This window comes from Azospirillum sp. BE72 (assembly GCF_031455875.1).
In the GTDB taxonomy this organism is placed as follows: domain Bacteria; phylum Pseudomonadota; class Alphaproteobacteria; order Azospirillales; family Azospirillaceae; genus Azospirillum.
In genome coordinates this window covers 36848-49911 of sequence record NZ_JAVDTO010000010.1, presented here as the reverse complement: position 1 = coordinate 49911, position 13064 = coordinate 36848, and the positions used below count along the sequence as shown (strand labels likewise).

The 13064-nt window shown below is 65.3% G+C and carries 12 protein-coding genes; 4 read left to right on the top strand and 8 right to left on the bottom strand.

What is annotated here, in order from left to right; all coding sequences use genetic code 11:
- The first annotated feature begins 55 nt into the window (after positions 1 to 55).
- The 3 genes from J2Y49_RS21525 (at position 56) to J2Y49_RS21515 (ending at position 4034) form a co-directional block, all read left to right on the top strand.
- Positions 56 to 232 carry a hypothetical protein gene (locus J2Y49_RS21525; protein WP_310117001.1) on the top strand — a complete coding sequence of 59 codons (177 nt, stop codon included), beginning with the start codon at positions 56 to 58 and terminating at the stop codon, positions 230 to 232.
- Positions 233 to 415: 183 nt separating this feature from the next.
- Entirely contained in the window at positions 416 to 1474 is a 1059-nt protein-coding gene (locus J2Y49_RS21520) for a hypothetical protein (RefSeq protein WP_310117000.1), read from the top strand.
- A 4-nt stretch (positions 1475 to 1478) separates the two neighbouring features.
- Positions 1479 to 4034, top strand: coding sequence for a hypothetical protein (locus tag J2Y49_RS21515; protein ID WP_310116999.1), 2556 nt, complete (start codon positions 1479 to 1481; stop codon positions 4032 to 4034).
- Between the two features lie 256 nt (positions 4035 to 4290).
- Here the strand turns inward: J2Y49_RS21515 and J2Y49_RS21510 are convergent, their stop codons facing one another.
- The 8 genes from J2Y49_RS21510 to J2Y49_RS21475 all read right to left on the bottom strand — a co-directional run bounded on the left by J2Y49_RS21510 (position 4291) and on the right by J2Y49_RS21475 (position 12051).
- Positions 4291 to 5043 carry an isochorismatase family protein gene (locus J2Y49_RS21510; RefSeq protein ID WP_310116998.1) on the bottom strand — a complete coding sequence of 251 codons (753 nt, stop codon included), beginning with the start codon at positions 5041 to 5043 and terminating at the stop codon, positions 4291 to 4293.
- Positions 5044 to 5060: 17 nt separating this feature from the next.
- Complete coding sequence (locus tag J2Y49_RS21505) at positions 5061 to 6377, bottom strand: nicotinate phosphoribosyltransferase (protein ID WP_310116997.1); 1317 nt, start codon at positions 6375 to 6377, stop codon at positions 5061 to 5063.
- 125 nt (positions 6378 to 6502) lie between these two features.
- Entirely contained in the window at positions 6503 to 7591 is a 1089-nt protein-coding gene (locus tag J2Y49_RS21500; RefSeq protein WP_310116996.1) for a bifunctional nicotinamide-nucleotide adenylyltransferase/Nudix hydroxylase, read from the bottom strand.
- Between the two features lie 136 nt (positions 7592 to 7727).
- Positions 7728 to 8066, bottom strand: a complete 339-nt coding sequence (locus tag J2Y49_RS21495; protein WP_310116995.1) for a hypothetical protein — start codon at positions 8064 to 8066, stop codon at positions 7728 to 7730.
- 54 nt (positions 8067 to 8120) lie between these two features.
- The gene (locus J2Y49_RS21490; protein WP_310116994.1) at positions 8121 to 8708 is read right to left on the bottom strand and encodes an Lrp/AsnC family transcriptional regulator; all 588 of its coding nucleotides are present in this window, start codon (positions 8706 to 8708) and stop codon (positions 8121 to 8123) included.
- A gap of 32 nt (positions 8709 to 8740) precedes the next feature.
- Positions 8741 to 10054, bottom strand: a complete 1314-nt coding sequence (locus tag J2Y49_RS21485) for an FAD-binding oxidoreductase (RefSeq protein WP_310116992.1) — start codon at positions 10052 to 10054, stop codon at positions 8741 to 8743.
- 100 nt (positions 10055 to 10154) lie between these two features.
- Positions 10155 to 10994 (bottom strand): transporter substrate-binding domain-containing protein, encoded by an 840-nt coding sequence (locus J2Y49_RS21480; protein ID WP_310116990.1) that lies wholly within the window; start codon positions 10992 to 10994, stop codon positions 10155 to 10157.
- A gap of 85 nt (positions 10995 to 11079) precedes the next feature.
- On the bottom strand, positions 11080 to 12051 hold the full coding sequence (locus J2Y49_RS21475) for an amino acid ABC transporter permease (RefSeq protein ID WP_310116989.1): 972 nt from the start codon (positions 12049 to 12051) through the stop codon (positions 11080 to 11082).
- 309 nt (positions 12052 to 12360) lie between these two features.
- Here J2Y49_RS21475 and J2Y49_RS21470 point away from each other — a divergent pair, with 309 nt between their 5' ends.
- On the top strand, positions 12361 to 12858 hold the full coding sequence (locus tag J2Y49_RS21470; protein WP_310116988.1) for a ferritin-like domain-containing protein: 498 nt from the start codon (positions 12361 to 12363) through the stop codon (positions 12856 to 12858).
- Positions 12859 to 13064: the final 206 nt, after the last annotated feature.

The following is a 13064-nucleotide window of genomic DNA, read 5'->3' as shown; positions in this document are numbered from 1 at the left end:
CGGAACTCACGATGCAGCGACGCAGGGCCATACGCCTCATAAAATGATCAGACAATTGGCGATGCTCATGACAGATGAACAAACCGATCTCCTGCGCTCTATGCTCGCTACGCTTCAGCGCATCGAAAAGAACACAGAAACAACCGCAAATGTGGCGAAATGGTTCAAGGAACGTGCCGAGCATCAGCAGAAGATGATAGCGAACTTAGCAAATCTCCCGCGCGGTTATTGACAAACCCGCTGATTGCTTTGGCATATGCTTCTGCCGACGCATGAACGCTACAAGCTCCCGGCAGCGGGTTTATGATAGCTGCATGCATTGCTAAAAGCCTCACCGCTTGATCTAGTTCCACTATATGCACTCCTAGCCAAAGGGCCGCTGCATGGCGGCCCTGTTTGTTTGCAAACGATCTACTTGGGTGCGTTTGCTACCGAATACCGCTTCTCCCTGCAGAATCTGGACTACCAGAGCCTGTCGCCCATCCCCTTCCCGCAGGCGATCTCCGCAAAGGCCTTCTATCCGTCTTGGACCGCGTTCTTCCAGCAACTTATCGCCACGAATGACGCGGCGCAGATGCTGACGAACCAGATCAACGGCGCGCTGATGTCCCCGGGCAACATGGCACAGGTCGCGAACCTGCTCACCAGCCAGATCACCAGCGCTCTCGACACCATCTTCGGCAGTACCCAGGTCGCCAACAGCACGGTGGACACGGACGCCAACGACGTCGACAAGTACATCTTCGACCGGGCCCGGGGCGCGCTGAACGACCCCAGCGGCTATGTCTATGTCCCCACCGTGATCCTGGGCTCCAAGTCTCCGCAGCTGGACCCCTTCACGGCGACGAATCTGTCCATCGACGGCCCGTTCACCACCTCCGTCCTGGGCCAGTCGGTCCAACTCAGCAACATCTCGTTGGCCAATCTGGTGATCAACGGCCTGTCCAACGTGATCGCCCCGCCGAACAGCACCATCTTCGGCGCCAACCAGCAGGCCACGGCGACCCTGCTGCTGGGCGAGGTCCCGGCGGGGACCAAGGTGGATGTGAACGGCCAGCAGGTTACCGTGCCGTCGCCGCCGGTCACGGCCTCGACGCCGTTCAGCCTCAACATCCAGGTGAACCAGAACCAGCCGATCCCGATCAGCGGCACGCTGAACCTCAGTCTGGTCAACACCAGCGGCACCCTCGGCGTGACGACCTCGCTCTACTCCGACGGCGACAACCCCCAGCAACTGTCGCTGACCTATACGCAGGTCACGCTGGTGGCCGGCTCCGGCGACGTGACCCTGACCATATCACTGCCTTCGCAAGACCAGCAGTACCAGATCTTCATCAACGCCTTCCTGGGGCAGGACGCGCTGATCCAGGCCATCATCGGCGCCATCAACAGCTACATCGGCCAGAACCTGGGCCAGATCAGCCAGGCCGCGACGCAGTTCGCGCAGAACGCGCTGAACAACCTGGGGAAGTGAGACCATGGCCTCGAACATCTACGCGACCCTGCAAGGCCTGCTTCACACCAGCGCCGGCACCCAGGCCCTCCAACTTGGCTACGACCAGTTCCCCGGCCCGGTCCAGACCGCGATCAGCGACTACCTGAACGGCATCACGCTGCAACTGGGCAGCGAGGCGACCCTGAAGGTGGACCCGTCCACCCGGCAGCTCGAACTGCAGGCCCTGGTCGGGACTGCCAGCATCGACCTGCAGGCCACGGCCAGCGGGGCCACCCTGACGCTGGCCAGCACGAAGTACAGCGGCGCGCAGGTGGTGCTGACCTTCAGCGACGTGGACGGGGGCGTGGCGCTGACCCTCGACGCCACCATGGGGAACAGCCTGCAATGGCCGTTGCAGGCGGCATGGCCGCAGCTGCTGGACTGGACGCCGGCGAACCAGGCGAATCTGGCGAACGGCCAACTCCACCTGACCTACGGCAGCGGAAACCTGGACTTCGTCGGCCAGGGCTCGCTGGCCTATGGCGGCCAGACCTTCACCGACGCCGAGCTGCGCGTGCAGTACGAGGGCGGCCAGACCGGCGTGCTGGTGGGCGTGGTCGTCCCGCAATGGTCCCCCGGCTCCCTCTGGCCGGCCCTCTCCTCCGTGTCCTTCAGCAACAGTGGGTTGGTCGTGTCCACCGTGGCCGGCAAGTCCACCAGCCTGTCGTCGCTGGGCCTGCTGGACGTGAAGTCCGTGCCGGCGCTGGGGGCGGACTTCGACTTCGCCGCCGGCTTCCTGTTCTTCACCTCGTTGAAGCTGACCGACAGCCTCCAGGCCATCGCCGGCTTCATGGGCGACGTGTCGCAGCTCGACCTGTTCGCCGCCTATGCCCAGGGGACCGGGGCGACCACGGTGAAGGCGGTGCTGAACGACAGCTTCAGCGCCATGAACAACGGCATCTTCCAGTTCGATGGCTTCACCCTGGAATGGAGCGACCCGGCCCAGGGCAACAGCAGCATCAGCGCCACCGCCGCCGGCACGTTCCACCCCGACGCGGGCACGGCCATCGGCCTTTCCCTGACCGGCAGCATCGTGCCGGCCGAGGGCGACTTGAACCTGACCGTCAGCCTGACGAACTGGGCCAAGCCCTTCGGCCTGGAGACGCTGACCATCGTCGAGCTGGACGGCGGCGTCACCGTCGGCGCAGAGGCCGCCGGCGTCACCCTGTCCGCGGAAGGCGACCTGAAGCTGCAGAACCCGAACGCACCGCAGTACGAGTTCGAGGTCGGCTTCGAGGTCGAGGTGGTCGATTTCGAGGTCCCGAACGGGATCGCGGTCTGGACCAAGGCGGACCAGGCCCCGATGACCCTGTCCAATGTCCTCGAGGCTGCCTTCGCGCTGGACTTCTCCCCCGCCACCCTGCAGGCCCAGGGCGAACCGGAAGTGGCCGACGTGGTGGCCTTCCTGGACGAGGTGATCAGCATCACCCAGTTCACCTTCTGGTTCGTCGAGGGCGCCCAGCTCAAGAAGATCGGCGACCGTGGACCCTTCCCGGCGGGCTTCGGCCTCCAGGCCCAGTTCACGTTCCTCGGGCAGGAGAACGTCCTGGTCTCGGCGACACTGGCCGAGCAGGCGAACCCCAAGGCCGGGTTCTCCGGCTACGTCATCCTGCAGCAGCCGGTCTCCTGGGGGTCGGTGTTCATGCTGTCGGGCTGGGACCCCACGGCCCAGAAGCCTACCAGCCAGGGGCCGGAACTGGCTATCGCGGCCACCCCGGCGGGTATCGTGGTGCCGGGCGTCAACAACGGCCAGCCGGTCCGCTTCTACTCGTCCATGTACCTGAAGTTCCTGGACGTGGTGGAGGACCACCTCTATGCCCTTGCCACCACCGACAACCAGTTCCAGCTGGACTACGCGGTGCAGGAGGGCAATCCCGCCGGCGGCTGCGGAACCTGGAGCGGGGACAGCATCACCTTCCTGCTCAACCCCAGCCAGTACCAGCTCGGCGCTTCCTTCGGCTTCAACTTCGGTTGGCAGAACCTGACCTGGGACGGCATCACCCTGTGGGGCGTCACCCTGGTGCCCAAGGTGGCGCTGCCGAATTTCAGCGTTGCGGCCGGATTGGCCTTCCAGGCGTCGAAGCAGAGCCTCGTGGTGAACGGGTATTTCGACTTCGAGCTGCTGGGTCTCTCCTTGGCCCTGGGCAGCCAGGCGTCCCCCGTGTCCCTGGTGAACGTCGACGTGCAGGGGGTCATCGACAGCCTGAAGGACGTCGCCGGCCATGTCCTCGACACCGTCAAGCAGGAAGCTTCGGCCCTGATGCAGGCGGCACTTGCCGACCTGGATGCCTTCCTCGCCTGGGCCAAGAGCCAGTGGCAGAACCTCGTCGACGGCCTGAAGCTGGTCGGCCAGATCCTGCAGAACCAGTTCAAGCAGCTGGGCAAGGATTTGGCGCAGCTCTTTCAGGGGCTGGGCGCGGCGGCGGCCTATGTTCAGCAGGCGATGGTCGCCCTGGGCTACAAGCTGGAGGAGGTGGCCGGCTGGCTGAGCGATCTGTTCGGCTGCCCGATCTCCAAGGCGGCCGGGTCGCTTCCCTGACCATCCGCCTCCGTCCGATCGCGCGCGCCGGCTTTCCTTCAGGGACTTGCCGGCGCTGGGGCAGGTGGGCCGGTTGCCTGCCCCGGGGGTCAATCCGGCTGGGCACACGGCCTGGCCTTGCCCGGGCGTATTGCAGGGAGGGGAGGGGACTGTAACCGTCGTCGGCGTCACCGCGCCGATCAGCGTTCCAGTCATTCTGGATTCCAGCGCCGTTCCGATTAGATCCCGATAAGCGGAGAGAGCCGGCTCGGCCGTCTTACGATATCTGAAGGAGAAGCTCGTCGGCGATGACCGCGCCGCTCGCCTGCATCAGATAAAGCCCGATGTGGTGGGCGACCATCTGCGGGTGGGCCGCGGTGTCGGGCAGGCCGAGGCCGCGGGCCGTGGCGGGCGGCAGGTCGTAGGTGGCGCATCCCGGCTCATACACGACGATCTCGCGCAGCGGCCCGGTCATGCCGTGGTTGCGCGCCGACAGCAGGGCTTGCACCGCCTGGAGCACGCAGATGTCGGTGCAGATGCCGTCCACCACCAGCGTTTCGATGCCGTTTCCGGCGATCCAGTCGAACAGCCGGTTCCGACCGGTGGCGAGGTCGGTCGTCCCGACCACGCCGTTGATGCAGTCCTTGCGCATCAGCGTGACGCCGGGCGCGCCGTCCAGCCAGGACAGCTCCCCGACCAGATCCTCTTCGCCGGTGCCGGCTTCGCAGTGGGGCGGGTAGGGATACTCGGGCTTGCCCGGTTCATGGGTGTCCAGGAACACCGCGATGGGGTGGCCGGCCTCGATGAACAGCCGGTTGGTGCGGTCGATCTCGGCGATCATGCGGGTGACCTGGGCATTGGCCGACGGCGGCGCCAGATTGCCGCCGCCGATGGCGGCGAACCCCTTTACCGGATCGACGTCGAGCTTTCCAACCCGCTTGCCGGCCAGCGCCACGGTGGTCCTGCGCACCGGCAGTGTGGCCGCGACGGCCTCCAGCGCGGCGGCCGGGCTGATGATCGGTTCGGTCATGATGCGTCTCCTCAGGTTCAGACCAGTACGGGTACGTTCGCGACGCCCTCGGTGCCGAAGATGGCGCGGTAGCGGGCGACCTCGGAGGCCGGCCCGGTTGCCTTCTCGTAATTGTCGCTGAGCTTGACCGCTCCCTTCCAGGCACCGTCCACCTCGACCGCCGTCACCTTGCAGACGAGGCTCAGCGGATCGAGCCCCTGGCCGTTGCGCGGATGGCAGCCCCGGAAGTCCGAGGTCAGCAGGGTGCCCCAGCCGTAGCCGTCGCGGATGCGGCCGCCGAAGGTCCGGTGGAGGCGCAGGATGTCCTCGACGTCCAGACCGTCGCTGAACAGAACGCGCTTCTCCCGCGGATCGCGGCCATGCCGCTCAAGCCAGGCGATGTATTCCTCGCCCGCGGCCACCGGCTCCTTGCTGTCCACCCGCATGCCGGTCCAATCCGCCACCCGTTCCGGCGCGTTCTTCAGGAACTGGGTCGATCCGAAGGTGTCGGGCAGGAACACCAGCATCGCGCCGCCATAGGTCTCCTGCCACAGCCGCAGGACCTCGTACTGTGCGGCGCGCAGGTCGTCTTCGGTCCGCGCCAGCGCTGCGACCGTCGTCGGCAGCTCGTGCGCGTTGGTGCCGATGGCCTCCAGATCGTGCTTCATGGCGAGGTGGGTGTTGGAGGTGCCGATGAAACGCGGGCCGAGTTCGGCCGCCATCGTCTCCACGACATATTCCTGCCAGAGGAAGCTGTGCCGCCGCCGCGTGCCGAAATCCGAGAGGCTGAGGTGTTCGAGCGGGCGCAACCGTTCGATCTTGTCCCAGAGGCGGACCTTGGCGCGGGCGTAGAGGATGTCGAGTTCGGTTTCCGTCATGCTCGCCAGCGCGGCGCGCGTCTTCAGTTCGTTGATGATGCTGAGCGCGTAGATTTCCCACATCGTCGTCATCGCCCACGACCCTTCGAAATCCAGGCGCCACTGGCCGTCCTCCTCCGACAGCCGGTAGTCGGGCAGTGCAAACTCATCGGCGAGCCACGCGACGAACTCGGGCCGGAAGATCCCGCGCTGGCCGTAGAAGGTGTTGCCCTGGAGCCAGACCGCTTCGGACCGCTTCAGGCGCAACGAGCGCACATTGTCGAGCTGGCGGCGCAGCTCGGCCTCGTCGATGAACCGGGCGAGCTTCACCGATCCGGTGCGGTTGATCAGGCTGAAGCGGACCTTCACGTCGCGGAAATGCCGCCAGATGAACTGCAGCATCGCCAGCTTGTACCAGTCGGTGTCGAGCAGCGAGCGGACGATGAAGTCGGTGGCAAAATTGTGGTTGTGGGCGCGGCTGCTGAAATTGACGAGCATGGCTGAAACCTCCTGTTCTCGGCTGACCGGGGCACAGCCCGTGCTGTTTGACGGCCGGCAGGCGTCTACCCGGCCCGTAGGTCCGTTCGGCGATGACGACGTTCGGCGGCTGACGGACAGTGCGTTCAGGCGTTGGCCGAGGCGATCAAGGTTTGAATGATGTGGAAGTGATCTTCGAACATCCGTTCGGGATCGATTTCCGCGATCGGCACCCAGCGCGCCGATTTGGCGTCGTCGCCACCGCGCACCTTGGGGAATCCTTCGTCGGTGGCTTTGAGTTGGATGAGGAAGGCCTGGGTCACCGTGCGCCCGCGCGACGAGCGGTAGGGGTAATCGAAGATCTGGCTGGCCCGGATGCCGCCCTCCAGAAACCCTGCCGGAATCTTGAGCTTCGTCTCCTCCCGCAACTCCCGGATCATGGCGTCCTTGATCCGCTCATGCTGACCGACGAAGCCGCCGGGCAGGGCGAGCAGGCCGCGTCCGGGCAGGCCCCGGCGCTCGACCAGCAGGACGTGCCCGGACAGGACCACCACGGCATCGGCGGTCAGAAAGGTCGGAGGGTAGGGAGCGTTGGCCCACCCCGACTTGTATTTGGCGATGTAGGCGCTTTCCTCGGCCAGCCGCTTGTACTCGTCGGTGTGCGCGAACTCCGCCATGAAGGCGGCGACATTCGCAGGCAGTGCCTCTTTCCACGTCTCCAGCGCCGCCGCCGCGTCGATGAAATAGGCATCGCGGATGGGTGTGGCCGAAATCCCCCGGTAGTTCATGCAGTCCACGGCGCCCCATTGCGGGAACATGCGCAGATAGTAGCTGCTGTGGTCCTTCGAATGGCCGATCAGGCCGACCCTGGGGGCCGAGCCGTCGGCAGGCCGGTGATGCTGCACGACGACGCCATGCACCGCGGCCTGAACATCGCGGATCCATTCCAGGTCGTTGTAGCGGTCGATGAGGGGAAGCACCGTGATGCGCTCGCACTCTTCCGGTGTGAAGGCTCCCGCCATGTAGGAGCGTACCTCTTCGAAGCGGAAGGGATTGCGGTGGCTGCGCGCCTGACGCGACGATCCGACCAGTACGATCAGATGCCGCCCCAGCGACAAGGCCCGCTGCATGACGGCGATATGGCCGAGATGGAAAGGGCGGAAGCGGCCGACGAAGACCAGGAAATCAAATTTCAGGGCTCCGGACTCGCGTCCGGTGATGGTGATGGGTGGCATGCTCAGCAAGCTCCTTGCTGAAAGAATGCCGCAGTCTATCTGCGGCACACTGACGATACGGCCGAGGAAGACGTTTCTCAAGCGCTAGATATGCTCTTTGGGAGCAATACTGTTGACGGCGCCGCGCAGCCGGGGTTCAGAGGTCGCCTGCGCTGACGATACGGAACCAGGCGGCATAGGGTGTCGTCCGGATCATGTGACGGTTCAGATCCGGCGCACCATCGGACCACCAGACAGGTCCCCGCTCGCCGAGAGCCTGTTTGGCCTGATCGACGGCGGCGTGGGCCGCCGCTTCCGCGCTGCGGTCGGCAGAACGCCGTGCGGCCGCCACCGCCCGGCGGGCCCGCATCAGATCGGCGATCAGGCCGGCGCGGGCCTCATCGGACAAGGCCGGGTTGGCCGCACGCCACAGACGTCCGCGCACCACGATGTAGCGGCCATCGGGGGTGGTGAGCGGGCTGGGCTTGTTGGACAAGTGAAATCTCCGACGCGTCTGCTGCGTGAACAGCGCAGGCATCGAAAAGGCGCATCAATCCGCAGCCTGGTCTTCACCGCTTCCGCCCGGCGATGCACCCACCGCGTCGGCATCTTGTCCCGATGCCGGCAGTTCGCCGGCATTCTCAAGCAGATTGGCTCCCATCCTGCCCATGAAGGCGAGCCGGCGGTCGAATTTCGTCTCCATGACGATGCACGACGTGGTGCGGACGACGCCCTTGATCATGTTGATCCGCGTCAGTTCGGTGTTCAGCTTCTCCAGTGTTTCCGTGGCGACATGGATGACGAAATCCCAGTCACCGGAAATGGCGTACACCGCCTGCACCGCCTCCATCGTCCGCATTTGGGCGATGACGTCGGAATAGGTCTTGTTGTTGCAGACCGCCATGGTGAAGCAGTTCACCGTGTAGATCAGCTTGCTGTGGTTGATGCGGACCGAATAGCCCTCGATCACGCCGGCGCTTTCCAACCGCTGGATGCGCTCCTGCAGGGCCGTCCGCGACACGCCGATCTTACGGGCGAGCGCGGAGGTCGGTTCCCGCGCGTTCTTCTGCAACAGTGCGAGGAGTTGCTTGTCCTTGTCCGTCAGGCGGAAACCCTGTTCGTTGCCCGGCCCAGACATACCCTCATCCCCTCGCATCGGTGGCCGATCCCTCAAGAGCCCTGGCGCCGGGATCGCGACTCCTGCCAGAAGTCCATCAGGCGCAGTCCCGCATAGACCAACTCCGCGGCAGGGGGGCCGAAGATACCGCCATTCCAGGTCAAACCGTAAGGGGCGAAAAACCGAATCCGGTCGCTTTCGCCGGTGATCGCCTCGGCGACGACGCGCCCGCCGATCGGCGCCGTGTTCATGCCGTGCCCGCCGAAAGACGAACAGCTCCACATTCCTTCTTCAACTTTGGCGATATGCGGCATCTTGTGGCGCGCGTATCCCATCAGCCCCGACCATGCCTTTTCGATCCGCACATCGGCAAGGCCGGGGAAGACCCCGCTGATATCCCGGCGCAGCAGGGCGGCCAAGCGCTTTTCGTCCTGTTCGTGGCGGGTGGTGATCCGTCCGCCCCATAGCAACCGGTCGCCTTCAACGATGCGGTAATAGTCGGAGGAACGACGGTCGTCGCCGACCGCGTCGGTGGTCGTGACGAAGTCCGACAGGCGCTCACCCAGCCGCTCGGTCAGCACGACATAGGTGGCGATCGGCAGGAACGCCCGGCGTAGGGGACCGAACTCCGGCCCGCCGTAGCCGCCGCCGCACATCACCACATCGTGGCACATGACCGAGCCGTCCACCGTATCCACCCGCCAGCGGCCGCCGGGGCCGAGCGTGCCGGTACGGCTGATGCCGATCATGGCGGTACCCTCGAACAGGCGCCCGCCGGCGCCCGCGATCAGGTCGGCGAGGCCCAGGCAATAGTTCAGCGGGTGGAAATGGAAGCCGACCGGGTCGCGCAGGGCCTGGAAATAGATGTCGCTTTTCAGCAGACCGCGCAGAGTCGGACGGTCGATGTAGGTGAATTCGTAGCCGTAGGTCCGCGCCATGTGGTCGCGGTGGCGCTGCAACTGGTCCGCCGCCTCGTAGCGGGTGACGCCGAGCTTCCCCGTGGTCGGGTTGCAGCCGGGCAGGGAATGGCCTGCGATGGTGTCGCGGACGATCTCCACGCCTTCCACCGAAAGGCCGAACAGCGCGCGGGCATGATCCCGGCCGCAGCGGGCCTCGATGTTGCGCAGCCCCTCCGACCAGCCCTGCAGGACGAAGCCGCCGTTGCGGCCGGATGCTCCCCAGCCGATCCGCTGCGCCTCCAGCAGCGCGACCGAACGGCCGCGCCGGATCAATTCCCACGCGGTGGACAGGCCGGCCAGTCCGCCACCGATCACGCAGACATCGGCCGTCACCGTACCGCGCAGGGGGGCGTGGTCGCTCGCCGGGCGGCGGGTGGCGCTGTAATAGGTGTTCGGGTAGTCACGCATGCCGGTTGGGTTCCGTTTGCCGAATTGGTGTCGGGTTTTCGGGAAGTGGGCGGAGGCCGGCCGCCGGGGGGGGGGCGGTGCGGCCGGCCTCCGGGCTGCATCACTTGGCGACGGTGTAGTCGATGCCGTACCATTTCTCCGACAGCGACTTCAGCGTGCCGTCCGCCTTCAGGGCGGCCACGATCTCCGTCAATTTGGCGTTCAGCTCCGCGTCACCCTTGTCGATGGCGATGGCCAGCGGCTCGTGATAGGCCGGCTTGTCGTTGATGACGCGGATCGGATAGCCGCGCTTCACAGCCGCCTCGACGGTCGGCAGGGCGGAGACGATGGCGTCCACCCGCACGCCGTCGCCCAGCCGCAGGTCGTCCAGCGGCCCGACGCTGTCGCCGTAGGTCTTGACGGTGCCGGGCTTCACGTCGGCCGTGAAGTCGGGAACGCCGACGGCGTCGATCTTCAGCTTCCCGCCGATGTAATCCTCGGAGGTCGTGCCGCCTTCGACCCCGATGGTCTTGCCGTTCAGAGCCGCGCGGCTGTCCAGCTTCGATGTCTTGTGAACGGCGAAGACATAGGGCGTGTAGTAATAGATCGCCGGGAAGTCGAGAACACGGGTCCGCCCGGTCGTCGGCGTCATCGAGCCGACGGAGACGTCCCAGCGGCCGTTCCAGTTGCCGGCGGTGATGATGCCCCATTCCGGCGTGATGAAGCGGGCCGTCGCGCCCAGCCGCTTGGCGATCTCCTTGGCCACCTCGACGTCAAAACCGTCAAGCTGGTTGTCCTTGTTCATGAAGGATTGCGGCGGCCAGTTGGCGGCGGTCGCCACCACCATTTCCTTTTTCTGCGTGATGCGATCCAGCGTGGCGCCTGCATTGGCGGCACCGGTGGACATCGCGAGAGCGCCGATGGCGGCAGCGCCGAGGCACAGGGATTTGAGCAGGCTCATGGACGGTCTCCTGACGTGAGGGGAAGCCTTGGCGTTCGGACGATTTGAATTTTTGGGATTAGATTTGGGATAAGAGCGGACCGGCTCAGTGGCGGTGGCCGCGCGCCAGACGGCGCTCCAGCCGGGCCTGCAACTGCTCCAGGACGATGGAGATCAGCCAATAGAGGGCGGCGGCGGTGATCAGCATTTCCAGGTGGCGGAACTCGTCGCGGCCTTGGGTGCGGGCGAGGAACATCAGTTCCCACACCCCGATCACCGAGACGAGCGAGCTGTCCTTCAGCATGGCGATGAACTGGTTGCCGGTCGGCGGGATGATCAGGCGCAGGGATTGCGGCAGGATGATCAGCACCAGCGTGTGCATCGGCCCGAAGCCCAGCGCGCGCGCGGCCTCCCATTGGCCCTTGGGGATGCTCATGATTCCGGCGCGGAAGATCTCCGTCATATAGGCGCCGTAGCACAGCGACAGCGCCGCCACGCCGGCCGGAATCGCCCCGATGACGTAGCCGAGCTGCGGAATGCCGAGATAGATCAGGTAGATCTGGATCAGCAGCGGCACGCCGCGGAAGAAGGACGTGTAGAAGGACGAGATCGCGATGGCGAAGCCATTGTCCGACAGCCTCGCGATGGCCCCGATCATGGCCAGGACGAAGGCGATGGCGATGGAAATCGCCGAGATGTACAGCGTCGTCGCGACGCCCTGGGTGATCAGGAACGACAGCTTGCCCAGGATGAAGCTGTAGGACAGGTCGAAACTGTAGAAGAAGACCAGGAACAGGCTGAGCACTTCCAGCCAGACGGCAGCGACCTGCAGCCGAAGGCTGAGCCGGCCGAGAAGATGGACGTTCAATGTGAGGATCAGCGCAAGGCCGAGAGCGGCCCAGACGGTCACCAGCGGCTCGCCGCCAGGCAGGGCCGCGGTGACCGGCGCGAAGACGGCGGCAAGGCCGGTGTGCCCGATGCCGCCAAGGATGCCGGCCGCCGTGATGGCGAGCGCCAGCACGCCCAGGAACCACGCCTTGTTCGTCAATCTGTCCCGGCGCACATGGTCATGGTACATGCCTGCGTCTTTCCCTTCCGTGCGTTTCACCCACAGTCCGTCCATCAGCCTGTACCGGCCGTGCGACGGGCGATATCCGGCAATCCGCCGGCTTGGACGGTAATTTGCAGAAAATTGCCGGGTGAGACCCTGCGCTACGACGGCTGGACCCGCCGGATTGAAGGCGATGGTGCGAGCGGGCGTCCCGCATCCTTGCCCTGCCGACAGCCAATTCGAGGGGGGTGCCGCATTGAATGTGCCGCACCCCTGTTGAGGCTATGGCGCCCTTGCCAACCGCACTCACCGGAATCAGCAGTCAGGAGCACCAGCATGTCCAAGGAAGCATTGAAGGATCTCCTTATCGAGGAGCTTCAGGACGCATACAGTTCCGAGACCCAGATCCTCGAGGCGCTGCCCGCGATGGCGGAAGCGGCCTCGTCTCCCCAGTTGAAGCAGGCGTTCCAGACCCATCTCCAGGAGACGGATGGGCAGGTCAAGCGACTGGAGCGGATCTTCCAGATCCTCCAGGCCGATCCGGCGGGCAACACCTGCGAAGCGACCCAGGGCCTGATCGAGGAAGCCGAGGAGATCATGGACCAGGGCCTCTCGCCGGAGGTTCTCGATGTCGCCCTGATCATGGCCGCCCAAAAGGTCGAGCATTACGAGATTGCCAGCTACGGCTCCCTCAGGACGTTGGCGGAGACCTGCGGAATGACGGACGTCGCCAAGCTGCTCGATGAGACGCTCGGCGAGGAGAAGGCAACGGACGAGAAGCTGACCCAGCTTGCCGAGGGCGAGATCAATCAGCGCGCCTTCAAGGCGGCCTGACCGGTGTCGGTGGCGGCCGTGCCGATGCGCGGCCGCCGCTTGCTTCGATTGCCCCGCATGCGATAAACCGGGCATGATCGCGTTTTGGGATTTCGGCAGCTTCACCGACTTGGAAAAGGACTTGGCGCTTCTCATGACCGACCTGCATCGACGGCTCGTCGTCAGCCAGCGCCCTGCACGGATTGGGACGACGCGGGCGCAAACGC

Coding starts and splice junctions, on each gene's coding strand:
- J2Y49_RS21470 (WP_310116988.1), top strand. CDS start 12,361: ATGTCCAAGGAAGCATTGAAGGATCTCCTTATCGAGGAGCTTCAGGAC.
- J2Y49_RS21475 (WP_310116989.1), bottom strand. CDS start 12,051: ATGTACCATGACCATGTGCGCCGGGACAGATTGACGAACAAGGCGTGG.
- J2Y49_RS21505 (WP_310116997.1), bottom strand. CDS start 6,377: ATGCTCGTCAATTTCAGCAGCCGCGCCCACAACCACAATTTTGCCACC.
- J2Y49_RS21490 (WP_310116994.1), bottom strand. CDS start 8,708: ATGTCTGGGCCGGGCAACGAACAGGGTTTCCGCCTGACGGACAAGGAC.
- J2Y49_RS21515 (WP_310116999.1), top strand. CDS start 1,479: ATGGCCTCGAACATCTACGCGACCCTGCAAGGCCTGCTTCACACCAGC.
- J2Y49_RS21510 (WP_310116998.1), bottom strand. CDS start 5,043: ATGACCGAACCGATCATCAGCCCGGCCGCCGCGCTGGAGGCCGTCGCG.
- J2Y49_RS21480 (WP_310116990.1), bottom strand. CDS start 10,994: ATGAGCCTGCTCAAATCCCTGTGCCTCGGCGCTGCCGCCATCGGCGCT.
- J2Y49_RS21500 (WP_310116996.1), bottom strand. CDS start 7,591: ATGCCACCCATCACCATCACCGGACGCGAGTCCGGAGCCCTGAAATTT.
- J2Y49_RS21485 (WP_310116992.1), bottom strand. CDS start 10,054: ATGCGTGACTACCCGAACACCTATTACAGCGCCACCCGCCGCCCGGCG.